The following is a 23,316-nucleotide window of genomic DNA, read 5'->3' as shown; positions in this document are numbered from 1 at the left end:
TTATTAAAAACAAAAAACATTACTGATGAAAAAATTAATTATTGCGGCATTAGCTGTAGTGGCTGTCGCGTTTGCACCAAAAACTTATGCCCAAACCAAAATGGTTGGGGGCGCTGCTATGTACCCAACAAAAAACATTGTTGAAAATGCAGTTAACTCTAAAGACCACACTACCCTTGTAGCTGCTGTAAAAGCTGCAGGCCTGGTTGAAACTTTGGAATCAAAAGGACCATTTACAGTATTTGCACCAACCAACGAGGCTTTCGATAAATTACCTGCCGGAACAGTTGAAACACTTACCAAACCAGAAAACAAAGCTACCCTTACCAAAATTTTAACCTACCACGTGGTAGCAGGTAAGCATAGCGCAGCCGAACTGTTGAAGAAAATTAAAGCAGGTAAAGGCAAAGCCGAATTAAAAACTGTAAGCGGTGGCACCCTAACTGCTATGGCTCAAGGCAAGAAAATTTACCTGGTTGACGAAAAAGGCGGAAAATCATGGGTAACCATTCCGGATGTTAACCAAAGCAACGGTGTAATACACGTTGTAAACACGGTATTAATGCCTAACTAAATAGCTTAAAACACATTGCCCTTAACAATTCAGCAACAAAGCGATTGTTATATGCGGGGCGTGTATTGATAAGTAATAACACATCTACCTATAAAAAACAAAGCCTGCTGCTGTTTAGTGGCAGGCTTTGTTTTTTGTCAGCAAAATATAAAAAGCATTGTTAATGATTTGGTAATATTGGCAATTAGCTATTTTTGAACTTTTAATGTTGACCAATATGAGCTTGTCCCTTACCCCTATTGACAGGGTTGATAATATTAGCAAAGACGATTTTATTAATAACTATTTAAAGCCACGCAAACCATTAGTTATCCGCAAGGCAACCCAAAGCTGGCCTGCCCTGCAAAAGTGGACCTTTGATTATCTTAAAGAAATAGTTGGCGATAAAACCGTGCCGCTGTATGACAGTTCCAAGGCCGACCCTGCCAAGCCAATCAACGCATCGGCCGCCGAAATGAAGTTTGGCGATTATATTGACCTTATACAAAGCCAGCCCACAGATCTGCGCATATTTCTATTCGACCCGATAAAGCATGCACCCGGCTTAATTGACGATTATCGCTCCCCTACCGATTTAATGGGCGGATTTTTAGACAAATACCCAAACATGTTTTTTGGCGGCAAAGGCTCAGTAACGTTTTTACATTACGATATTGACCTGGCACATATTTTTCATACACATTTCAACGGCCGCAAGCATGTAATGTTGTTTGATAATAAATGGAGCGAGCGCCTTTATAAAATCCCTTTTGCAACCTACGCGCTTGAGGATTATGACATCGAGAACCCGGATTTTAGCAAGTTCCCGGCACTTGATGGTATTGAGGGGCAGGAGGCAATTCTAGAACATGGTGATACCCTATTTATGCCAACGGGCTTTTGGCATTGGATGAAATATCTGGATGGTTCATTCTCCATTTCCTTACGCGCCTGGGACAGTAGTTGGGCCATCAAGGCTAAAAGCCTTTACAACTTAACCATTCAGCGCAAATTTGATGATATCATGAAAGCCCGTTTCAAAGGCGACTACATGGCCTGGAAAGAAAAGCTGGCTGTAAAACGTGCAAATAAGGCTTTGGCTTCCGGTAAACCTTGATAAGCCAATACCGTAATTTAACCTGCCCTTAACAGGTTGTGCATTTAGTTTTCGTTATTTTGACAAATCCGGGTAATTGTTGTGCCCTAAGCAACTATTTACGCCCCGGCGTTTAAAAAAATGGGCTTTAAATTGCAACCTATTGATACCGTTGACCTGATTAGTCCGGAAGATTTCCGGGAAAAATATTTGAAGCCGCGCCGCCCGCTTATTATAAAAGGCTTAACCAAAACATGGCCCGCCAGAGAAAAATGGACGCCCGAATACCTTAAGGAAGTTGTTGGTAAAAAGGTAGTGCCGTTGTACGATAACTCTAAGGCCGACGCTTCAAAACCCATCAACTCGGCTGCTGCAGAGATGCCTTTTGATGATTATATCGATTTGATTACAAGCTCGCATACCGAGTTGCGTATATTTTTCTTCAATATATTTAAACAGGCCCCGCAACTGCTGGACGATATTGTATTACCAAAAGATCTAATGGGCGGTTTTTTGGAAAGTATGCCTGCCATGTTTTTTGGCGGCTCAAATTCGGTTACCTTTCTGCATTACGACATCGACCTGCCGCATATTTTCCATACCCATTTTGGCGGGCGCAAACACGTAATTTTATTCGAGAACAAATGGAAACGCCGCCTTTACTGCCTGCCTAATGCCACCTACGCTTTGGAGGACTTTGATGTATTAAACCCTGATATTAAAAAATTCCCGGCACTTAATGGCGTTGAGGGTACCGAAGCCTTCCTTGAGCATGGCGATACCCTATTTATGCCAACCGGCTACTGGCATTGGATGAAGTACATTGATGGCTCCTACTCGCTGAGCCTGCGTGCCTGGGATGCATCTGTTGCCCGCAAGGCGGCCAGCTTATATAACCTTGCCGTTAAAGGCGGATTGGACAGCCTACTTAAAATGACTTTTAAACAAAATTACTCGATTTTTCGCGAACGGCTAGCCATTAAGCGCGCGGCTAAAGAGTTGGCAAAGGGAAAGCCATATTAAGCAGTGACGCTTAATTTCCTCACAAATAATTATAAGAGCCAGCCTGAGCTTGTCGAAGGCATAAAAACGGAAAATGTTTCGGCAGGCTCAACAGACCCGATTAGAAAAAGTCAACCCTTGAACTTGCCGAAGGCTTTTTTTCAAAACTTAAATCGTAGCGCGCAGTTTATGTCATAATTACGGCAATAAGTTTAATAGCTGTCGGCTTATCATTTAAATGAATTAGCTTTACGTTTCAACCGATCAAAACGAAATGAACAAAAACATACTATGCTACGGCGAGGTACTTTGGGATGCCTTTGGCGATGTTAAAAAAGCAGGCGGAGCGCCTATGAATGTTGCCCGCCACCTGGTACAGCAGCATAACGAGGTGCAATTTGCAAGTAGCGTTGGTACCGATGCATCAGGCGAAGAACTGGCTGATTTTTTGAAAAACAATGGCCTGTTCAGCGACCTGATACAGCACGACGAAAAACTGCCAACCTGCGAAGTAACAGTACAGTTAGACGAGCAAAACCAGGCTACCTACATTATACCACAGCCTGTATCATGGGACAATATTCGATTTACGAAAGAGCTGGAAAATGCTGCTAAAAACGCCGGAGCAGTTGTTTTTGGTAGTTTGGCCTGTCGCCAAAGAACATCGTTAGACACCTTACTTGAAGTGCTTGACGCCAGCCAGGGCTTAAAAATATTTGACGTAAACCTGCGCCCGCCGCATTATGATGTGGCGACTATTGAAGCCCTAGCAGCTCGCGCCAATGTAGTAAAGATGAACGAAGAAGAAGCCGACCTGCTGATACACGGCAATTCGGGCGATCTGAAAGAGAAGATCAAAGAATTTCATGGTAAATTTCATACCTCGGTTATTTGTGTAACGCGTGGCGAACATGGCGCCATAGTTTGGAAGGATCATGAGTTTTACGAACACCCGGGGTTTAAAGTAACCGTTGCAGATACCGTTGGTGCAGGCGACTCCTTTTTAGCCACGTTTATAACAGGTTTGTTAAATGATGCGCCTATGCAACCGCTTGTTGAGAAGGCATGCGCTGTAGGGTCGTTTGTGGCAAGTCAGCGCGGCGCAAACCCGGTTTATAACATTGATGAGATAACTTCTGAAAAGTTGTTAGAATATAAATAATGACAACAAGGAGATCCTGGTTGGAAAAATCCGTTGATGACCTTTTTGCAAGATGTTTCAAACTTGATGATTCTGATCCAATATCAATTAAAGATCTGGCAAAAGACCTATTAATGAGTGATACCGATTCTACATTAACATATTTAGAACTAAATGATCTTGGTTCTTTAGAAATTGGGGAGTCTATTAAATTTCGATCAATGACCGCTGAAAGGATATCATAAGTCCATTTGTCATATCAGCTTAACAATTGCTTTTAACAGCATGGCGGGCAAACTTTTGACGCAAATAATCCGTTACTTTATATCAAGAAAGGGTACTCTATGCGTGGTTACGGATTTTCAGAATTTAAACCCAACCAAATCCCTAAAGGCGGATTTGACGAATTACTTAAACTATTTCTGGAGCTATTAAATTATACATCGGGCGATGCAGGCGAAGCTTTATCTTGGCTCACCGAGCTTGACAAGCAGTACAACATCACTAACGACGAATACGGCATTGGCGATTTTATTGATGAGCTTAAACAAAAAGGTTACCTGAATGAAGATAACCAAAGCGGCGAAATCAACATAACTGCTAAAACTGAGCAAAGCATCCGCCAGTCGGCATTGGAAGAGATTTTTGGCAAGCTTAAAAAATCAGGAAAGGGCAACCACCGTTCGCCGCAAAGCGGGCAGGGTGATGAAAAAAATGCCGAACGCCGCGAATTTGAATTTGGCGATAGCCTGGACCAGATAGACATGACGCAATCTGTGCAAAATGCACAAGTTAATCATGGCATTGGCGACGATTTCATGATGACCGAGCGTGACCTGGAGGTGGAAGAAAAAGATTATAAAACGCTTACGTCCACTGTGCTCATGATCGACATATCGCACTCTATGATTTTGTACGGCGAGGACAGAATTACCCCGGCAAAAAAAGTGGCTATGGCCCTTGCCGAGTTGATTCGTACCAAATATCCTAAAGACACACTTGATATTGTAGTTTTTGGAAACGATGCCTGGCCCATCAGTCTGCAGGATTTGCCTTATCTGCAAGTTGGCCCGTACCATACAAATACTTATGCAGGTCTGGAATTGGCAGCAGATATGCTGCGCAGGCGCAAAACCAGCAACAAGCAAATATTTATGATTACTGATGGTAAACCAACCTGTTTAAAGGAGGGTACACGTTATTATAAAAACAGTATCGGGCTGGATAAGAAAGTAGTTAATAAGACGCTTAACATGGCTGCACAATGTAAAAGGCTTAAGATTCCTATCACAACGTTTATGATAGCAAAAGACCCTTACCTGCAGCAGTTTGTACGCAAGTTTACCGAAACCAATGGCGGCAAAGCCTTTTATAGTTCGTTGGGTAACCTTGGCGAATACATATTTGAGGACTACGCCAGAAACAGAAGGAAGAATGTGAGATGAAGTCCAAAAGTTGGGATGTCGGAAAGTCTGAAAAGACATCTCATCCATACTTAACTTAAATTTTTTCGGACTTCATAACTAAATAACAATATCCCGGACTGTCCGTCTTTCGGACTTCCGGACTAAATAAAACACATGGATTACGACAATATAAAAACACTTGGGCAACTAAAAGCAGCCGGCTACAAAAGCCGATCGGTTAAGGATGAGCTTAGAGAAAACCTGATAAAACAGCTTAAAAATAAAGAAGGTGGTTTCGAGGGCATTGTAGGTTTCGAGGATACTGTTATTCCTGATCTGCAGACTGCTATCCTGTCGCGTCATAACATCCTTTTATTGGGTTTGCGCGGGCAGGCAAAAACACGTATTGCACGCTTGCTGGTTAACCTGCTTGATGAGTACATGCCGTTCATTGAAGGCTCCGAATTGTTTGACGATCCTTTGGCGCCCATTTCGTGGTTTGGCCACAAACGCGTTGAAGAACAGGGCGACGACACCCCTATTGCATGGGTACATCGCAGCGAACGCTATACCGAAAAACTGGCTACACCAGACGTTACAGTAGCTGACCTGATTGGTGACGTTGACCCGATAAAGGCAGCTACACTAAAATTAACATACTCTGATGAGCGCGTAATTCACTTTGGCTTGATTCCGCGTGCACACAGGGGAATATTTGTGATAAACGAGCTGCCCGATTTGCAGGCACGTATCCAAGTATCATTATTTAATATTTTGCAGGAGCGCGATATCCAAATCCGTGGTTTTAAACTGCGTTTGCCTTTAGACCTTCAGTTTGTATTTACCGCTAACCCGGAAGACTACACCAACCGTGGCTCTATTGTTACGCCATTAAAAGATCGTATAGAGAGCCAGATCCTGACGCACTACCCGCGTTCGGTTGAGATTTCAAGGAAGATAACTCAGCAGGAAGCTACCTTAACCTTGGAACAGCGCAGTAATGTTGAGGCCGATGGATTGGTTAAAGACCTTGTTGAGCAGATAGCTTTTGAAGCACGTAACTCCGAGTATATCGATAAAAAATCGGGTGTATCTGCGCGTTTGACCATATCTGCTTATGAGAACTTGATCAGCAACGCCGAGCGCCGCATGATCATCAATGGTGAAAACAGCACGTTTGTGCGCGTTACGGATTTTTTGGGTGTAATCCCAGCCATTACCGGTAAAATAGAACTGGTTTACGAGGGTGAGTTGGAAGGCCCGGGCAAGGTGGCTAACATCCTTATCGGCAAAGCCATAAAAACGTTGTTGCTCCAATTTTTCCCTGACCCGGAAAAAGCTAAAAAAGCAAAGGCACCAAACCCATATACCGAAATTATTAACTGGTTTGGCGATGGTAACACTATAGCACTTATTGATGACCTGCCTTTGCAGGAATACAAAAAGCTGTTAAATGGTGTGCCGGGTTTAAAAGACTTGGTTAAGAAATTTCACCCGCGTTTAAGCGAAAACCAGCAATTGCTGCTAATGGAATTTATATTGCATGGCCTTGCCGAGTTTTCGCAACTTAACAAGGGCTTCCTGGATAACGGCTTTGCGTTTTCAGATATGTTTAACAGCTTGTTTAACCTGGAGCCGGATGATGACGACCTTGATGTAGACGACGATAGGTACTAATTGCTATCTTTACAAACGTCTTTCTACGTAAGTAATGCAGGGAAATATCGTTTACATCATCATTATACCAATTGTACTCTTAGCAATTGACTTCTACATATTCAAAGGATTAAAAACCGCCTTTCCAAAAAGGCGGTTTATTATTTCCCGCTGGTTCCGAAACCTGTATTGGGCTTCATCCGTTTTCTTAATAACCGTACTGATACTGGGCATATTTGTGAACCTCCCTGTTGGTATACGCGGCGCATTCTTGCTTCTATTCTTTCTTACCTTTATTTTTAAGATCTTCTACGTGCTTTTCATCGCTTTGGATGACCTGCGCCGGGGTATCGTATTGCTTTACAGAAAATTAAAGAAACCAGCTGCGCCAACCCGGGAAGCTAAACTTGATGCTATACCCCGCTCGGAGTTTTTGATGAAGGCAGGCATATTGGCCGGTGCAGTACCATTATACCTTATTAAGCACAACATGTCGAAAGGCTTGTATGATTACCGGGTAGAAAATGTAAAGCTGTACCTACCTAATTTGCCGAAGGCTTTTGACGGGATGCGCATAGGCCAGATTTCAGATATTCATTCGGGTAGTTTTCATAGCGTACACGATATGCAGGGCGGTGTTGATCTGCTGATGGGGCAAAAGGCTGATGTTATATTTTTTACCGGCGATTTGGTAAATGGTGTATCGTCTGAAGTAAACCGGGTTATACCTGTATTTCAGAAAGTGCGTGCCCCGTTAGGTGTTTATTCCATATTAGGCAACCATGATTATGGCGATTACGGGCATTGGGATAGCCCGGCCGATAAGCAAAAGAACATGGGGGCCATGTACCAGGCGCACAAGACCATAGGATGGGATTTATTAATAGACGAGCATCGCCGTTTAAAAGTTGACGGACAGGAATTGGGTATATTGGGCATTGGTAACTGGGGCGAATTAAGCCGCTTTCCTAAATATGGCAAAATGGAGCTTGCCGTTAAAAACACTGATGATTTGCCTGTGAAACTTCTTCTTTCGCATGATCCATCGCACTGGCGGGCGGAAGTGATACCCAAATACCCGCAGATTGATGTTATGTTTTCTGGCCATACCCACGGTATGCAGTTTGGTGTACGTACCGAAGATGTGCAGTGGAGCCCCATCCAATACGTTTACCGCGAATGGGCCGGCCTGTACCGCGAAAAGCACCAACAAATTTATGTGAACGTAGGCTATGGGTTTTTAGGCTACCCGGGCCGGATAGGAATATTGCCCGAGATTACGATATTTGAACTCAAGGCTGGCCAAGATCCGCTATACAAAGCCTGACAATTGTGAAAAGCAATAGATGAAAAAATTAGTAAAGTCTGCTTTTGATTTTTTGCTTTTCAGTAACATTTTCATGGCGTTATGCGCAGTTGCGCAGGCTCTGGTTACATTTCACTTGATTGATGCCAATCCGGTTCCCGAAGTATTAGGCCTGTTATTCACATCTACGCTTGGTATTTATAATTTCAGCATACTGCTCAGCAAGCCAAAGTATCCTCAAAAATCGCCCTACCGAAGGGTGCGTTGGTTTTTCTCGCATTACAGGTTAATGGTAACCTTTACAATTGTATCCTTGCTCACGCTGGTGCCGTTGTTTTTCATGATCTCCACACAATCGCGGGTGTTGCTTATTTTTCTGTCAATACTTTCGTTCTGCTATAGCCTGCCTCTTTTTTCATTAGGCAACCAAAAGTTTGGTCTCCGCAATATTCCCGGTTTAAAACCTTTTTTAATTACTGTTGTCTGGACATTAAGTTGTGTGCTGCTGCCGATTTTTGAAGCGCAGGATAACCACATAACAGATATTTCCATGCGCGATATTGCCATACTGATTGCAAAGCGCTTTTTGCTGATAGGTGCGCTAACAGTACCGTTTGACATCCGCGATTTGTTCCAGGACAGGCAGATGGGCCTGAAAACCATTCCCGTGGCATGGGGCGAAAAAAACGCGTACCTGTTTTGCCAATTTTTGCTCGGAGGTTACATCATCCTACTATTCCTTTTCAGGCATAATGGTTTTAATGCCGACTTTTTTGCGCTTACCCTAACGGCCGTACTCACCGGCTGGCTTATAGTTAAATCTACCTGGGAAAAGAACGAGTATTACTACTTCTTTTACCTTGATGGCGTACTGATTCTACAGTACGTTATGTTAGTAGCCTTTAGCATAATATTTTAAACATGAGTGCCAACTATGATAATTCGGCCGCCTTTTATGACCGCCTGTCAAAGCTGGTTTTTGGCAACGCACTCATCAATGCTCAAAAATATTTTTTGCCGCAAATACCTGCAAACAGCAGGGTGTTAATAATAGGCGGTGGTACAGGATGGATTTTGGAAGAGGTAACAAAGGTACACTCATCAGGTTTGCATATTATTTACGTTGAGCTATCCGCTAAAATGACGGCGCTGTCGCGCAAGCGATCGGTGGGTAACAACGCGGTTAAGTTTATTAACAGGGCTATTGAAGATGTATATCTTGAGCAGCCGGTTGATGTGATTATTACGCCTTTCCTGATGGATAACTACAAGGACGATGCGCTGCCTGCTACCTTTAAGCACATAGACAAGCTGTTAAAACCAAACGGCATTTGGCTCAATACCGATTTCAGGCTGACCGGAAAATGGTGGCAGTTTCTACTATTAAAAAGTATGCTGATTTTTTTCAAGATTCTTTGCGGCGTACAAAACTGGCGGCTACCAAATGTTGATAAGCAATTTAGCCTTTTGGGTTATGCGCGTAAAGATCAAAAAAGCTTTTACGGAGATTTTGTGATGACCAGATTGTATAAAAAGCCCAAGTAATTGTCATAGGGTTCCATCAACGACCAACTATTATTGCGAGCGATGTCGTGGCAATCACTTTACCTTTATATCTACACGCTTTAAGATTGCTTCGCACCTCGCAATGACGCGGGTTAGTACAGCTTTTTCAACCACTCACTCAATCCAACCACTCCCCACTCACTAAAAATTAATACACAAACTTATACCCTATCCCTCTAACGGTTTGCAGGTAAGTAGGTGAATCGGGATTGTTTTCGATTTTTTTACGAAGACGAACAATGTGCATATCCAGGGTACGGGTGTTAACGTCGGCGTTGTAACCCCAAACTTCCATCATCAGTTCTTCGCGGTTAATAACCTTGTTTTTATTTTTTAGGAAATACAGCAAAATGCGGTTTTCCAAAATGGTTAACTCGGTTTTGCGGCCATCACGGATGAGTAAGTGTGTATTGGGCAAATGCTCCATATTCCCAAACTTGTGCGACTCCGTTTTTTCGCTATTCAGGAACAGTTTTATCTTACTATCTATCATGGCTACCAAAACATCCATGTTAAAGGGTTTGGTAATATAGTCGGATACGCCAAAATTATAGGCACCAATTTTATCTATATCCTGTGCCTTGGCAGTCATCATAATAACCAGTTTGTCAAAGCCCTGCTCGCGCAAACCGGCACAAACTTCAGAGCCCTGCTTACCCGGCAACATCCAATCAAGTAATACTATGTCCGGTTGTTCTTCAATTATCATGGCTTCGGCCTCGGTTCCGTTGCCGCTCTCCAAAACTTTGTAACCTTCGCTTTGCAGCCGCTCGGCAACCAAAAAACGTAAGTTTTCGTCATCCTCAACCAGTGCTATCTTAATTTCTTTGTTCATTGTAATGCTTTGTCTGATCAACCGCTAAGTGTACAGATGCTAATATATTAATATTTCAATTTTGTAATGGTAATATAACCACAAATGTCGACCCTTCGTTTACCTTACTATGTAATATTATCTTGCCGTTCATAAAATTAACCAGTTCCTTACAAAATGCCAGCCCAAGGCCAACACTGCCATTTTGATTATACTGATTTTCTATCCGATAAAACTTTTTAAACACGTCGGCCTGCTCCGTTTTAGCTACGCCAATTCCTTTATCTGCAAAAGAGAAAACTACGTCTTGCCTGTCCTGCTTTATATCTATAAACAGCTCTTTTTTCCCAGGGTGCGAGTACTTGTAAGCATTCTCCATCAGGTTTTGGAAAATGCTGCCTAATAATACAGGGTCGCTATAAAAATCGGTAACGTCATCAATGTTGTATGCAAGTTTAAAATCAGGATACTTGATGCGGAACGTATTTATATAGCTTTTAACAAAATCGTTTAAATTGATCTCCTGCTTATGAATGTTTATCGACCGATTTTCGAGCTGGGTAAATGAGAGCAATTTATTCATCAGCTCATTTAATTTATCAGCTTCTTCGTCGAGTATTTTGCCGTAATGTTTGCGCTGCCGCTCGCTCAGTTCGGCATCGCCACGCAAATTTGAGCCTGCAATTTTTATTACGCTTACAGGCGTTTTAAACTCATGTGTAAAGTTGTTAATGAAATCATATTGCAGCTTAAACACCTTTAGGTTAACATTCAGGTTGCGATATATCAACCAGCAAATAAGCACCAGGAAACAATACGTAAGTAATACAACGCCACCTATGGGCAGGAAGCGCCGGTCTATTTCCTTCGATAAATGCTTACGACTGGAACTAAAATAGAGTTTGAAATTTGAAAATGCACCCGGCAACGTAACTTCCGTTACAATATGGCCATGCTCCACATCAAGCGGGTCATAAACTACGGGCTGTATGGTAACGCGCTGGTAAAGCTCTTTGTGCGTATTTTTAATAGCAAGCCTGTAAGGGTCTAAAAAAAACGTAAGCATATTTTGCTTGTAAAAAGCTGTAGACCGCTTGTTTTTTAATAACGACTGGTAGATCTTGATATCCTCCCGGCGAGGTATATTCAAGTAACTGATCTTATCAGGCTTTACATCATAAAACGTTTCAAAAATCTCATCCTGCGTGGGCAGGCGGGTGGTATCTGCAACGCTGATAAATCTGCTAAGCTTAAGTGCCATCAGCCTGAAGTCTTCTTCATTCGCCGCGGCCATGTCTTTCAATGCAGAAATTCGGCCGGGCTTCGGTTTAAACCTGTATGTCGCTTTAACAGATATACCCGCATTATAAGGCCGTAAAGTTGGGTTACCAATTTGTATATCATAAAACAAAACACGCGTTACAAAAGGGTAAGCCTTAAAAACGGTTGACGAGTAGTTGGCTGCAGAAGCCGAATCAAGAAAACCCTGGTAAGACGTTATCTCGGGAATTTTTGTCTGGAAAAACTCGGTGTATGGCTTTATAGTTTGCTCCTGTACTTCAATTTTCTTGGAGGTAAACTCATTTTCTACATACTTGGTGGTAAGCTTGTAGGCAATAAATACAGCGATGATGAGCGTTACGGTAATTAATATCAAAAAGATAGTAATGAGCGTAAAGCTACGGCGATAAATATTTTTTTGCCCGGCCATAACGGGTTAACGTTTAACCTGCATATTGGTATCTAAAAACTTTTCAATCTCCGCGTACATTTCCAAACGGTTATGTTCGCTTTTAAAGTAAGCACGCTCATTGTCCTTCAAATGGTAGGTTACCGGTACATCGCGCTTTTTAAGTTCACGTACAAACTGGTTAAGTTCGCTTATGTTAGCACGCGGATCTTTAGCACCCTGGAATATTAACAGCGGGCACTTAATTTTATCGGTATGAAAAACCGGCGAGATCGCTCTTAACTGGTTGGCATCGGTTTCGGGATTACCTATCATCTGGTAGGTCATTTGCACATATGGCTTGGCAAATGGCGGCACATCTTTGAGGTAAGTAAAGAAATTTATTAAGCCGTACTTAACAACTGCACAATTATACATCTGCGGGTGGAACGACACCCCATTAAGTGCAGAGAAACCTCCAAAACCACCGCCAAAAATGGCTATCCTTTTTGGGTTGGCTATCCCTTGCTCAATCAGCCAGTTAACGCCATCCGTAATATCATCCTGTATCTTACCGCCAACCTGTTTAAAGCCTGCATTTCTAAATGCTTTGCCATAGCCGGTAGAACCACGGTAGTTTACCTGGAATACTGCATAACCACGGTTGGCTAAAAATTGTACCTCAGCATCGTAGTCCCATGAGTTACGGCTCCAGGGGCCATCATGAGGCATAACCACCACGCGCATATTTTTACGATCCTCGCCATTAGGGATGGTCAAATAGCCGTTTATAAGCAAACCATCACGCGCCTTAAACGAAATAGGCTCCATCGCGCTGAGTTCGCCAGGGTTTATACCAGGGTTCATATCAGCCAATTTGGTTAGCTTATCGCTGTTAGTCTCATACAAGTAGTATGAACCAGGATTACGATCTGTATAAGTAAAAAATATCAACTTCTGCTCAAGGCTGTCCCGGTCTACAATGTCCAATTCGTTTCCCGGCAATTTGGAAGACACCTTCTTATAAATTGCCTCAACCTCGCTATTTAAAAAATGCTTTTTTGGCTTGGCTTCCGCCCATGACACCAGCTCCACACGGCGTTTGGCTTTTGAATAGCTTACATCTAATATATCGGCTTTATCGCTGGCATAAACTTCCTTTTCTTCGGCGCCGGTTCCGGCTTTAATTTCAACCAAAGCAGTTTTATCACGGTTTACGTTTGATAGGGCGTAAAAATTATTACCGCTACCTGTAAAAGCAATAGGATCTACCCTGTTTTTAAAGTTATTGCTGATAATTGCCTTGAACGGCGCTTTATTATTTGCCCGGTACAGGATACTCTCATTAACCCCATCTGATGCTTTTGCCAACCTTATATTACCATCGGCATCAGGATACCACTTTGTAACGTTGCCTGGGTTTAAAATGTATTCCTTAAGCTCCCCGGTTTTCAAATTAAGCCGGTAAACATCAAAATTTGCCGGGTCGCGCTTGTTCATGGCTATCGTAATCACATCGGGATTCATGCGGTTACGGTTAAGTACGCGCATACGCACCTTAGCCAGGTTGAGCAAATTTTTAAGCTTTAATGTAGCCACGTCAAGCGTGTACATTTTAAACTCGTCAACGGCGATTATATCCTGGCTAAAAACAATTTGATTATTATAGGTCCATGAATAGTCTCTTACCGAGTAATCGGTGAAACTGGTGGCCATACGCTCGGCACCTGTAGCAAGGTCCTTGATATATATGTTTTGCTTATCTTTAAAAGGCTTAAGGTACGATACGTACTTACCATCTGGCGATAGTTTGAAAAAACTCTTTTCGGGCGTTTTAAAGAAATCGCTTACAGGGATTTGCCTTACATGCTTTTGTTTGCATGCAAATAACAGCCCTATAACACAAATAATTAGAAATGATCTTAAACGACCAGGCATGTACATTAACTTAGTTTTACAATCAGGGTCAAATTACTTAATTTTATTTCTTTCGGGCGTAAGTGTCACTACAATTTTACCCGTATTAGGCGTTATAAATACTGTTAATGGGGCGGCCTAATATATAAAAATCTATGAAGCGATCACACTGGTTAATATTAATATGCAGCCTTTTTTACACCATTGCTGTAGCTCAAAACAATGATTTGCAACTGGCCCGACAATATGCAGCTAATGGCGAGCAGCAAAAGGCTTTAGACATTTACCAAAAGCTTTACAAGCAGGATAACGAAACCTATTATCAGCCGTATTTTAACGCGCTCGTTAACTTTAAACAATATGACGAGGCCGAAGCTATTGCTAAAAAAATGTTGCGCAAAAGCCCAAACACGAGCGAATATCTTATAGCCCTGGGCTCGGTATACACGCTACAGGGCAACACCGCCAAAGCTGATGGTATTTATAACGACCTCATAAAGACCCTCCCTGCCGATCAGAACAGGATCTCGATGATTGCTTCCCAGTTTTATCAAAATGCCAACGCCGACTATGCTATCAAGATTTTTTTACAGGGCCGAAAGCTGCTTAACAATGATGCCGTATTTGCTTTTGAACTGATAAACCTCTACCGCTTTAAGCGAGATAAGGCTGCCCTTACAAACGAGTACCTAAACTTTTTACCATCGAACCCGGTATTTGTTGGCCAGGCCGAAAACATGATGTCGGCACTATTTGAAGGCGCACCTGATTACGATATGCTTAAGGCGGCCCTGCTAAAACGCATACAAAAAGATCCGCAGCAAACCGTTTACATCGATTTGCTGATTTGGCAATTTATGCAGCAAAAAGAGTTTGAGCAAGCACTTAACCAGGCATTGGCCCTAAGCCGCCGCACCAGTAACGATGGCAATAATGTATACGAGCTTTGCCGTGCCCTTGTTAATAATGAGGCATACGATGCTGCCATTCGCGGTTATGAATACATAGTTACGCTCGGAAAAGAAAATGCAAACTATGTATCGGCCAAAATAGATTTGATCAATACCCGAAATTTAAAAGTAACATCGGGCAAGTACACACAAGCCGATTTACTGAGCCTTGAAAGTGACTATAATAATTTGCTGACCGAGTTTGGCCGCAACCGCGGTACCGTTTTCGCTATGCAAAAGCTGGCTAATCTGCAGGCATTTAAATTGGGTAAGCTAAAAGAAGCGCAGGCTTTATTGGAAAATGCCGTCGCTATTCCCGACGTAAGGCCAAACCTTATGGCTGCCTGCAAACTTGACCTTGGGGATATACTGCTATTAAATAACCAACCGTGGGATGCCACGCTACTTTATAGCCAAGTTGAAAAAGACAACGCTGCCAGCCCTATTGGGCAGGATGCCATGTTGCGTAATGCGAAACTGGCTTATTATACCGGCGATTTCAACTGGAGCCGGCGCCAACTGGATGTTTTAAAGGCAGCAACGTCGCAGCTTATTGCCAACGATGCGCTGAACTTGTCGTTACTGATATCAGACAACCTTGCAATTGATAGTACAGCTGCCGCACTTAAAATGTATGCCCGAGCCGATCTGCTCATATTTGCCGAACAGCCGCAACGCGCCATGAAAACGCTGGATAGCATCGGCATAAAATATCCAGGTTCACTTGCAGCAGATATTTTGATGGCCAAAGCCAAAATATTGTTACAGCAAAAAGAATTCGAGGCAGCGGTAATACAACTTAAACAAATAGCAGATAACCACCCCGATGACCTTTGGGCAGATGACGCCGTTTACATGCTTGGTGATATTTATGAAAACCAGCTTAACAACACAGCCCTTGCAAAAACTTACTATCAAAAAATCATTACCAATTATCCCGGCAGCCTTTGGCTTAACGATGCCCGCAAGCACTTCAGGCTTTTGAGAGGCGATAAAACGGAGGTTTAGCTTAGGAATTATGGGTGAGTAAAGCTCCTAATTAGCTGTTTAGTTAAGTGATAAGGTGTTCAATCTAAACAAATATACATCAGTATAGTCATGTAGCTCAAGCGGTATAATCATATATAAATCTGTGCAATCCACACCAATAATTGTACTTTTGCTCCATGATTGTTTATAACGACACCTATATAATTGAAGATAGCACAGCTCCTGCATGGCTCAAGTACATGAAAGAAACCCATATACCTGCTGTTATGGAAACGGGGTGCTTCAGTTCGTTCCAAATCTTAACTGTCATAGATTCGCCAAATGAAGGGGTAACGTATTGCGTACAATACAATGCCGACAGCCTGGAGCAGTTCAACAACTTTTATAACGATCATTTGTATAACTTCCAGGAAATGCATCAGGAACGTTTTGCTGAGCGTTTTGTGATGTTCAACACCTTAATGAAAACCGTCTAAATATGAAAATAACCGAAACCCTTATACCGGGTGTACTGATACTTGAGCCTCGTGTATTTAATGACGACCGTGGCTACTTTTATGAGAGCTATAACAAGGCAAAGCTTAAAGAAGCCGGCATTGATGTAGATTTTGTGCAAGACAATCAATCCTTCTCACAAAAAAATACCGTAAGGGGATTACACGCCCAGGCTGCGCCTTTTGCGCAGGGCAAACTGGTACGCGTTTTACAGGGTGCAGTTATTGATGTTGCTGTTGATGCACGCGTTGGGTCGCCTACTTATGGCCGCCACGTTTCTGTAGAGTTGACCGGAAAAAACCATTTGCAACTGTGGGTACCGGCGGGCTGTCTGCACGGTTTTGTAACCCTTGAAGATGATACCATTTTTACATATAAAGTAACTAATTATTACGATAAAGCATCAGAAGTTGGTGCAATATGGAACGACCCTGCCCTATCAATTGGTTGGGGAATTAATGAGGCTGATGCTGTACTTTCTGCCAAAGATCAGGAACTACCGGCCTGGAACGATTTCAATAGCCCATTCAAGTACTAAGCAAATATTACAATATTTTGAAAGCGCATTGCATACAGCAATGCGCTTTTTTTTTGTTGGGGGGATTTGCCCCAAGTCCTCGCCCGTAAGAATAATTATTGTAACGATTTTGTAACGAATATGCCCTTTTAACACTCATGCCTAATATTTAACACATTTTAACACTATGTCTACTACAACTACTAATTTTTTAGTTATATATTAGAGGCATATAAACCCTAACAATGAAACTCACAATTGCAGCACTGGCTTTTTTTTGCTTGTGCACCCTATCCACCTTTGCGCAATCAACCTATGGCGTAAAAGGAACCGCTATTGATAGTGCAGTATTGGTTAAGCTACCCAACGCCACCGTCAGCATTTTGAACTCTAAAGACTCCGTTTTACGCAAGTTTACCCGTGCAGGCAGCGATGGTAGTTTCGCTATCAATGGCTTAACTAAAGGTAAATTTATTGCGTTGATTACTTACCCCGGCTATGCCGATTACGTTGAGCATTTCACGCTCGATTCGGTGAAGCGTGTAAAAGATTTCGGTGGCGTCAACCTACTGCTAAAATCAAGATTGTTAAAAGAAGTAATAATTAAAGGTGAAGTAGCGGCTATTAAGATAAAAGGCGATACTACCGAGTATAATGCAAAGGCATTTAAAATCCAGCCTAATTCAAAGGTGGAAGATCTGTTAAAACAGCTACCGGGTATCCAGGTAGATAAAGACGGTAAGATTACCGCACAAGGCCAAACTGTACCCAAGGTATTGGTAGACGGCGAAGAGTTTTTTGGCGACGACCCTACCCTGGTTACTAAGAACCTCCGGGCTGATATGGTTGATAAGGTGCAGTTGTATGATAAAAAGAGTGACCAGGCTACTTTCACAGGAATAGATGATGGCGAAAAAACTAAAACCATCAACATCAAACTAAAAGAAGATAAAAAGAACGGCTATTTTGGTAAAATAGACGCCGGAATTGGTAACCGGGACTTCTATCAAACGCAGGTTTTGTACAACCGTTTCAAAGGCAAAAAGAAGTTTTCACTTTACGGAACGCTTGCTAATACAGGCAAAACAGGCCTTAGCTGGGAAGATGCCAATAAGTACGGCACAAGCAACATGCAAATGACAGATGATGGGGGCATGTATTTTTCAAGCGGTGGAGACGAGCTTGAAGGCTGGGGCGGTACTTACAATAACGAAGGTATACCGGTAGCCCGTACTGGTGGTGTACACTATGATGATAAATGGAAAAACGATAAGTACACCTTAAATACCAATTATAAAATAGGGTCACTATCCGTAATAGGTAACAGGAATACCTTATCGCAACAAAGCTTACCCGGCGATACTACCCAGGTGATTAACAGCACAAGTAACCAGCTTTTTGATAACTATATATTCAGACAGAAACTTGATGCAACATATACGATTAAACTTGACACTACATCGAGCCTAAAAGTTAGCGTTGACGGAATGTTGAAAAACACCAAATCGCTTACAGACAACCTCACCGAGAGCCGCCGTGCCGACGGGAGTTTACTAAACATCAACAAACGCCGGTTAACTAACGATGTTGATCAGCAAGTATTTAATGCGTCTGCATTTTATACTAAAAAACTTAAGAAGAAAGGACGCACGCTGTCTGTAAATGTTTCGGCAGGTGTTACCGAGAGTCAGGCAGATGGTTTCCTGAACTCATCTTTAAACTTTTTCAATACGTCAAGTTTACCTGATACTACTAAACAACCACAAATTATAGATCAACTAAAAACATCCGATACTCGTACGAGCAGATTTAATTCCAATGTTACTTATACTGAACCTCTGGCAAAAGATTTCTCGGTGATTTTAAGCTATGGAATTAATTTAAATAACAGCGATGCCAATCGTAAATCATTTGATCAATCTGCACCGGGTGTTTATAATGTATTAAATGACTCGTTGAGTAACCATTACGTATTCAATCAAACATCAAACCGTGGCGGCGCAAATTTCAACTTCAAAAAAGGAAAAAGCACTGTTCGCTTTGGCACCTATGTTGCAGCTGTAGACTTTAAACAAGTTGACGAAATAACAGGTAACATGGCGAGGCGCAGCTTCACCAACTGGAACCCGCAAGCAAGTTACCAATACCGTTATTCTAATTATGGTTCGGTATCCTTTAATTATAATGGTAGCCAAACGCAACCAACAATTGATCAATTACAGCCTATCCGTGTAAATACCGATCCATTGAATTTGCTGATCGGTAATCCAAACCTGAAGCCATCCTTCAGCCACTCGTTTTATGGCAACTTTAACTCGTATAAAGTTATCAGCGGTCAGTCGATCTGGTTTTATGGTCAATACAACTTTACAGAAAATCCAATTGTATCAAATACCGTGACCGACCTATCTCTTGGCAAAAGCACTACGCAATACATCAACCTGAGTGATAAAAGGCAATCAAACTTTTACGGTGGAGGAAGTTTTAACAAAAAAATATCTGCCTGGGACATGAACGTAGGTTTAAATGCAAACTTAAACGGAAGTATTTTTTACAGCATGATCAACAGCCAGATGAACCGAACCAACTCCAGCTCATACACAACCAGGTTATCGGCTTATAAAGGGAAGCAAAAAAAATATGATGTAAACTTAAATTTCGGCCCTAACTATACAGTCGGCCAATCGTCACTACAGCCAGATCGTAACAACAATGGCCGCGGTTGGAACGGTGGTTACGGATTCACCATTTACCTGCCCGGCAAAATACAGGTTGGTAGCGATGGCGAGTACTTGTATCGCGCCCCTACACAATCTTTCAATACCAGCTTTACGCAGACTATCATAAATGCTAACATAGCCAAAACCTTCCTGAAGGACGAAACGCTGAAACTGCAAATAAGCGGGAACGACTTACTTAACCAAAATTCGGGCTTTACACGTAGCGCATCAAGTAACTACATTACGCAAACCAATGTTACCACAATACGCCGCTACTTCATGTTCTCGGTGATCTGGGACTTCAACAAAATGGGCGGCGGCGCACCTAAACAATAATCAATAATCACAGCAATCAACACAATGAAAAAATATATACTGCTGCTGTTAGTTTGTGCAATAACTAATAGCCTGTTTGCCCAAAACAAACACTTTACTACATCGGGCACTATCGAGTTTGAAAAGCGGGTTAACATGTACGCTATCATCAAAAAAATGATTGATGAGGAAAAAGACAACGAAAGCTGGTACGGACCTGCCTTTGAAGCTTACAAAAAAAACAATCCGCAGTTTAAGTCGCTTAAGAGCACATTGACTTTCACAAACAACAAAACGTATTATACTCCTGTAGTTGCAGAAGCTGCACCAAGTAATGGCTGGTTTAGTGATATGCCGCAGGCCCAGCAAATAAATACCGTTTATACCGATTTAAATACAAGTGCATACACAGCCAATAAAAAAGTATTTGATGAGCAGTTTTTAGTTAAAGATACTACTCGAAAAATAAACTGGAAGATAACCGACGAAACGCGTGAGATAGCAGGCTACACTTGCCGCCGGGCAAACGCTTTGGTGATGGATTCGATATACGTTGTAGCTTTTTACACTGATGAGATTGCCGTATCCGGCGGACCTGAATTTTTTACCGGACTACCGGGTATGATATTGGGCGTTGCTATTCCGCATGAAAACATAACCTGGTTTGCCACAAAAGTTACTGATACCCCAATAGCAGAAACTACTTTAAAAACGCCTGCAAAAGGCAAAGCGGTAAACACCGCAAGCTTAACCACAACTCTTAAAAGCGTTATGAAAAATTGGGGCGAATACGGTAAAAAGTTTTTTAGAATGTATTTATTATAGCTTTTGTTAATAGTAGTTAGTTAGGTTAGCCGCATGCTTTTTAAGTATGCGGCATTTTTTTTAGCACTTTGTAGGGGCGTCTCGTGATAGTATCTGCTTTGTTCAACAAAAAAGTGCTTCATACCCGTAGCTTTTGCTTCGGCTAATAATTTAGAATAGTTAACAACACCTTCGCCCAAATCGCAAGCCGATTCTTCTTTACTACCCGCAGGCAGGCGCTTTTTAAGCACATCGCGCATGTGCATGCTGGTAAACCTGCCCTTATATTTCTTCATATATGCGTAAGGGTCTGCACCCTCCGTTACTGCGTAATAAACATCTAACTGAAAGTGCACCAAATCTTTGTCGGTGTTGGAAAGTAATACATCAATGGGTAATTGCCCGTCCAATTTTTTGTAAGGATAATCGTGAGGATGGTAACCGTATTGCAACCCGTGTTTTTTGCAAATGGCACCGCGCTGATTAAATCCATCAGCAAATCTTTTAAATGCGTCTATATTTTTTTGCGGGCCAAGCCATGGGCAAATTATTAGCTTCATGCCGATTTCTGCAGCACCAGCAGCAAGCTTCTCAAACTCGGCATCCGTACAAGGGTTGTAGTGTGTACTTACCAAACGCATCCCCATATCTGTAACCAGCTTTTGAAAATCTTTATTGCTTTTGCCCCAATAAATACCTTTGTCACTACCGTAACTCTCAAGTTCTTGGTAACCCATAGCGGCCAGCTGCTTTAGTGTACCATTGGCATCGCGCATCATATCATCACTAACCATATATAGCTGTATGCCGGGCGTAATAATCCGTGATTTATTTATAGTGCGTGCATTGGCAGCCGAAGCCAATGTGAACAAACCGGCGTTATACAAAAAGTTCCTTCTGTTCATTGGAATGAGTTATTAAAGATCTTTAACGATAACTTCGCCAGTGTTTTTGTTTTTCAATATCAGTTTACGATCGCCGTGAGGCAATATCTCCTCTTTAATCAGGTAATATTCTTCATCAAAACTTCTGAAACGCTCTGCGTTATCGTCTCCAGTTGCACCGCGCCAATCCTCTATCTGCACGTCTTCCCATTGCCCGCTTTTGGCCGAAGCATATGCCGCATCGATTATAGCGTTAACGATGTATCCGTCATAAAAGGTTTCGAACGGTGAGCGTTGCTGCTCAATAGCTTCGAACATATCAGTAAACATATGATTGTAGCCCAACTCATTTACCTCGTCTCCAACGGGGAATAGCCAACCGGTTTTGCTTTCAGCCTTTTCTGCAACATAACCGTCTCCTTGTCCTGTGGTGAACATGTCAAAACCGGTGCGAAGAAAATTATTTATCCATATAGTCCCTTCAGTGCCCATCACTTCATCACGGAGGTCCATACCGCCTCTAAAGCACCAGCTAACTTCAAATTGGGCCATAGCACCATTAGCGTACTTGATCATACCTATCGCATTATCTTCGGCATCAATAGGGTGAACCTGCGTAGCCGCCCAACACATTACCGAAACCGGCCTGATATCTTTACCAATATAGTTACGGGTTATTTCGATACAATGACAGCCTAAATCAACAATGGCACCACCGCCGCTTTGCTCCTTGTTCCAAAACCAGTTGCTGTGCGGGCCGGGATGTGCCTCACGACTCTTCGCCCAAAGTATACGGCCAAGGCTACCGCCTTTAACACTTGCAAGTGATTTGCTGAACTTTGGCGTGTAGCACAGGTCTTCAAGATAACCGCCCATTACACCAGTTTGTTCAACCATATCGAGCATTTGCTTAGCTTCTGCTGCGGTGCGTCCTAAAGGTTTGGTGCATAACACATGCTTGCCGGCCTTTGCACACGCTTCAACAGCAGCAAGGTGTAAATCATTTGGAAGCGATATAACTACTAGGTCTATTTCAGGATGATTAACAACCTCATCCATATTGTCGCTGTAAAGCGGAAGCTTATAGTCGGATGCAAACTGCTTTGCTTTTTCTACATTGCGCGAATAAACGGCGTGTAAGGTGTCAATCCGGCGCTGGCCAATTAAAGAGTCGGCATAGAAGCGGGCAATAAAGCCCGAGCCAAGCATAGCAATTTTCATAATGATGTATTTATAGGTTTTGAGCCCTTAAGATAAAGGTAGATGTGCAGATATGCAAATGAGAAGATAAGGGCAGTTGGGAAGTGTGGGTAGGAGGCGCGACGAAGTGGATAATGACGAAACAAGCCGAACGGGCAGCAAAGACTTTCAAACCCATATAAACGCAAAAACCCCTTCAACTTTTGATTGAAGGGGTTTTGATTAGTAAAGGATGGCACCGACCTACTCTCCCACATTTTACTGCAGTACCATCGGCTCTGGCGGGCTTAACTTCTCTGTTCGGAATGGGAAGAG

At 42.4% G+C, this 23,316-nt stretch carries 20 protein-coding genes and 1 rRNA gene; 15 read left to right on the top strand and 6 right to left on the bottom strand.

Going from position 1 to position 23,316, the window contains the following annotated elements:
* The first annotated feature begins 25 nt into the window (after window positions 1-25).
* The 10 genes from FPZ43_RS19030 to FPZ43_RS18985 all read left to right on the top strand — a co-directional run bounded on the left by FPZ43_RS19030 (window position 26) and on the right by FPZ43_RS18985 (window position 9,705).
* On the top strand, window positions 26-574 hold the full coding sequence (locus FPZ43_RS19030) for a fasciclin domain-containing protein (RefSeq protein ID WP_146383522.1): 549 nt from the start codon (window positions 26-28) through the stop codon (window positions 572-574).
* Window positions 575-791: 217 nt separating this feature from the next.
* Window positions 792-1,670 (top strand): cupin-like domain-containing protein, encoded by an 879-nt coding sequence (locus tag FPZ43_RS19025; protein WP_146383521.1) that lies wholly within the window; start codon window positions 792-794, stop codon window positions 1,668-1,670.
* A gap of 120 nt (window positions 1,671-1,790) precedes the next feature.
* Window positions 1,791-2,672, top strand: a complete 882-nt coding sequence (locus FPZ43_RS19020; RefSeq protein WP_146383520.1) for a cupin-like domain-containing protein — start codon at window positions 1,791-1,793, stop codon at window positions 2,670-2,672.
* A 253-nt stretch (window positions 2,673-2,925) separates the two neighbouring features.
* On the top strand, window positions 2,926-3,813 hold the full coding sequence (locus FPZ43_RS19015) for a carbohydrate kinase family protein (protein WP_146383519.1): 888 nt from the start codon (window positions 2,926-2,928) through the stop codon (window positions 3,811-3,813).
* A 20-nt stretch (window positions 3,814-3,833) separates the two neighbouring features.
* The gene (locus tag FPZ43_RS19010) at window positions 3,834-4,037 is read left to right on the top strand and encodes a hypothetical protein (protein WP_146383518.1); all 204 of its coding nucleotides are present in this window, start codon (window positions 3,834-3,836) and stop codon (window positions 4,035-4,037) included.
* Window positions 4,038-4,136: 99 nt separating this feature from the next.
* Complete coding sequence (locus tag FPZ43_RS19005; protein ID WP_146383517.1) at window positions 4,137-5,237, top strand: vWA domain-containing protein; 1,101 nt, start codon at window positions 4,137-4,139, stop codon at window positions 5,235-5,237.
* 135 nt (window positions 5,238-5,372) lie between these two features.
* Entirely contained in the window at window positions 5,373-6,875 is a 1,503-nt protein-coding gene (locus tag FPZ43_RS19000) for a sigma 54-interacting transcriptional regulator (RefSeq protein WP_146383516.1), read from the top strand.
* A gap of 34 nt (window positions 6,876-6,909) precedes the next feature.
* Window positions 6,910-8,181, top strand: coding sequence for a metallophosphoesterase (locus FPZ43_RS18995; protein WP_146383515.1), 1,272 nt, complete (start codon window positions 6,910-6,912; stop codon window positions 8,179-8,181).
* Window positions 8,182-8,200: 19 nt separating this feature from the next.
* Window positions 8,201-9,079, top strand: a complete 879-nt coding sequence (locus FPZ43_RS18990) for a UbiA prenyltransferase family protein (protein ID WP_186461905.1) — start codon at window positions 8,201-8,203, stop codon at window positions 9,077-9,079.
* Window positions 9,080-9,081: 2 nt separating this feature from the next.
* A complete protein-coding gene (locus FPZ43_RS18985; RefSeq protein WP_146383514.1) occupies window positions 9,082-9,705 on the top strand; it encodes a class I SAM-dependent methyltransferase in 624 nt (207 codons plus the stop codon).
* A 169-nt stretch (window positions 9,706-9,874) separates the two neighbouring features.
* On the opposite strand, the gene FPZ43_RS18980 is transcribed toward FPZ43_RS18985, so the two are convergent.
* The 3 genes from FPZ43_RS18980 to FPZ43_RS18970 are packed head-to-tail and all read right to left on the bottom strand — an operon-like array spanning window position 9,875 to window position 14,147.
* Entirely contained in the window at window positions 9,875-10,561 is a 687-nt protein-coding gene (locus FPZ43_RS18980) for a response regulator transcription factor (RefSeq protein ID WP_146383513.1), read from the bottom strand.
* Between the two features lie 55 nt (window positions 10,562-10,616).
* Window positions 10,617-12,251, bottom strand: a complete 1,635-nt coding sequence (locus FPZ43_RS18975) for a sensor histidine kinase (protein ID WP_146383512.1) — start codon at window positions 12,249-12,251, stop codon at window positions 10,617-10,619.
* Window positions 12,252-12,257: 6 nt separating this feature from the next.
* Window positions 12,258-14,147, bottom strand: a complete 1,890-nt coding sequence (locus tag FPZ43_RS18970) for a S9 family peptidase (protein ID WP_186461904.1) — start codon at window positions 14,145-14,147, stop codon at window positions 12,258-12,260.
* Window positions 14,148-14,281: 134 nt separating this feature from the next.
* Here FPZ43_RS18970 and FPZ43_RS18965 point away from each other — a divergent pair, with 134 nt between their 5' ends.
* From FPZ43_RS18965 to FPZ43_RS18945, 5 genes are all read left to right on the top strand, one after another.
* Entirely contained in the window at window positions 14,282-16,084 is a 1,803-nt protein-coding gene (locus FPZ43_RS18965; RefSeq protein ID WP_146383510.1) for a tetratricopeptide repeat protein, read from the top strand.
* Between the two features lie 158 nt (window positions 16,085-16,242).
* A complete protein-coding gene (locus tag FPZ43_RS18960; protein ID WP_146383509.1) occupies window positions 16,243-16,542 on the top strand; it encodes a DUF4286 family protein in 300 nt (99 codons plus the stop codon).
* A gap of 2 nt (window positions 16,543-16,544) precedes the next feature.
* Window positions 16,545-17,099: a dTDP-4-dehydrorhamnose 3,5-epimerase gene (gene rfbC / locus FPZ43_RS18955; protein ID WP_146383508.1), complete on the top strand. Its 555-nt coding sequence runs from the start codon at window positions 16,545-16,547 to the stop codon at window positions 17,097-17,099.
* 224 nt (window positions 17,100-17,323) lie between these two features.
* Window positions 17,324-20,134: an outer membrane beta-barrel protein gene (locus tag FPZ43_RS18950; RefSeq protein ID WP_146383507.1), complete on the top strand. Its 2,811-nt coding sequence runs from the start codon at window positions 17,324-17,326 to the stop codon at window positions 20,132-20,134.
* A 24-nt stretch (window positions 20,135-20,158) separates the two neighbouring features.
* Entirely contained in the window at window positions 20,159-20,938 is a 780-nt protein-coding gene (locus FPZ43_RS18945; RefSeq protein ID WP_146383506.1) for a GLPGLI family protein, read from the top strand.
* 20 nt (window positions 20,939-20,958) lie between these two features.
* Here the strand turns inward: FPZ43_RS18945 and FPZ43_RS18940 are convergent, their stop codons facing one another.
* From FPZ43_RS18940 to rrf, 3 genes are all read right to left on the bottom strand, one after another.
* A complete protein-coding gene (locus FPZ43_RS18940; RefSeq protein WP_146383505.1) occupies window positions 20,959-21,822 on the bottom strand; it encodes a sugar phosphate isomerase/epimerase family protein in 864 nt (287 codons plus the stop codon).
* A gap of 12 nt (window positions 21,823-21,834) precedes the next feature.
* Complete coding sequence (locus tag FPZ43_RS18935) at window positions 21,835-23,022, bottom strand: Gfo/Idh/MocA family protein (RefSeq protein WP_146383504.1); 1,188 nt, start codon at window positions 23,020-23,022, stop codon at window positions 21,835-21,837.
* 209 nt (window positions 23,023-23,231) lie between these two features.
* Window positions 23,232-23,316, bottom strand: a 5S ribosomal RNA gene (gene rrf, locus FPZ43_RS18930); the annotation flags it as partial.

The organism is Mucilaginibacter pallidiroseus, assembly GCF_007846085.1.
GTDB lineage: Bacteria > Bacteroidota > Bacteroidia > Sphingobacteriales > Sphingobacteriaceae > Mucilaginibacter > Mucilaginibacter pallidiroseus.
The sequence above is the reverse complement of the archived record's forward strand: the minus strand, read 5'-3'. Positions and strand labels throughout refer to the sequence as shown.

Coding starts and splice junctions, on each gene's coding strand:
- FPZ43_RS18980 (WP_146383513.1), bottom strand. CDS start 10,561: ATGAACAAAGAAATTAAGATAGCACTGGTTGAGGATGACGAAAACTTA.
- FPZ43_RS18940 (WP_146383505.1), bottom strand. CDS start 21,822: ATGAACAGAAGGAACTTTTTGTATAACGCCGGTTTGTTCACATTGGCT.
- FPZ43_RS19025 (WP_146383521.1), top strand. CDS start 792: ATGAGCTTGTCCCTTACCCCTATTGACAGGGTTGATAATATTAGCAAA.
- FPZ43_RS18950 (WP_146383507.1), top strand. CDS start 17,324: ATGAAACTCACAATTGCAGCACTGGCTTTTTTTTGCTTGTGCACCCTA.
- FPZ43_RS18965 (WP_146383510.1), top strand. CDS start 14,282: ATGAAGCGATCACACTGGTTAATATTAATATGCAGCCTTTTTTACACC.
- FPZ43_RS18995 (WP_146383515.1), top strand. CDS start 6,910: ATGCAGGGAAATATCGTTTACATCATCATTATACCAATTGTACTCTTA.
- FPZ43_RS18985 (WP_146383514.1), top strand. CDS start 9,082: ATGAGTGCCAACTATGATAATTCGGCCGCCTTTTATGACCGCCTGTCA.
- FPZ43_RS18990 (WP_186461905.1), top strand. CDS start 8,201: ATGAAAAAATTAGTAAAGTCTGCTTTTGATTTTTTGCTTTTCAGTAAC.
- FPZ43_RS19020 (WP_146383520.1), top strand. CDS start 1,791: ATGGGCTTTAAATTGCAACCTATTGATACCGTTGACCTGATTAGTCCG.
- FPZ43_RS18935 (WP_146383504.1), bottom strand. CDS start 23,022: ATGAAAATTGCTATGCTTGGCTCGGGCTTTATTGCCCGCTTCTATGCC.
- FPZ43_RS19000 (WP_146383516.1), top strand. CDS start 5,373: ATGGATTACGACAATATAAAAACACTTGGGCAACTAAAAGCAGCCGGC.
- rfbC (WP_146383508.1), top strand. CDS start 16,545: ATGAAAATAACCGAAACCCTTATACCGGGTGTACTGATACTTGAGCCT.
- FPZ43_RS18975 (WP_146383512.1), bottom strand. CDS start 12,251: ATGGCCGGGCAAAAAAATATTTATCGCCGTAGCTTTACGCTCATTACT.
- FPZ43_RS19005 (WP_146383517.1), top strand. CDS start 4,137: ATGCGTGGTTACGGATTTTCAGAATTTAAACCCAACCAAATCCCTAAA.
- FPZ43_RS19015 (WP_146383519.1), top strand. CDS start 2,926: ATGAACAAAAACATACTATGCTACGGCGAGGTACTTTGGGATGCCTTT.
- FPZ43_RS18945 (WP_146383506.1), top strand. CDS start 20,159: ATGAAAAAATATATACTGCTGCTGTTAGTTTGTGCAATAACTAATAGC.
- FPZ43_RS18970 (WP_186461904.1), bottom strand. CDS start 14,147: ATGCCTGGTCGTTTAAGATCATTTCTAATTATTTGTGTTATAGGGCTG.
- FPZ43_RS18960 (WP_146383509.1), top strand. CDS start 16,243: ATGATTGTTTATAACGACACCTATATAATTGAAGATAGCACAGCTCCT.
- FPZ43_RS19030 (WP_146383522.1), top strand. CDS start 26: ATGAAAAAATTAATTATTGCGGCATTAGCTGTAGTGGCTGTCGCGTTT.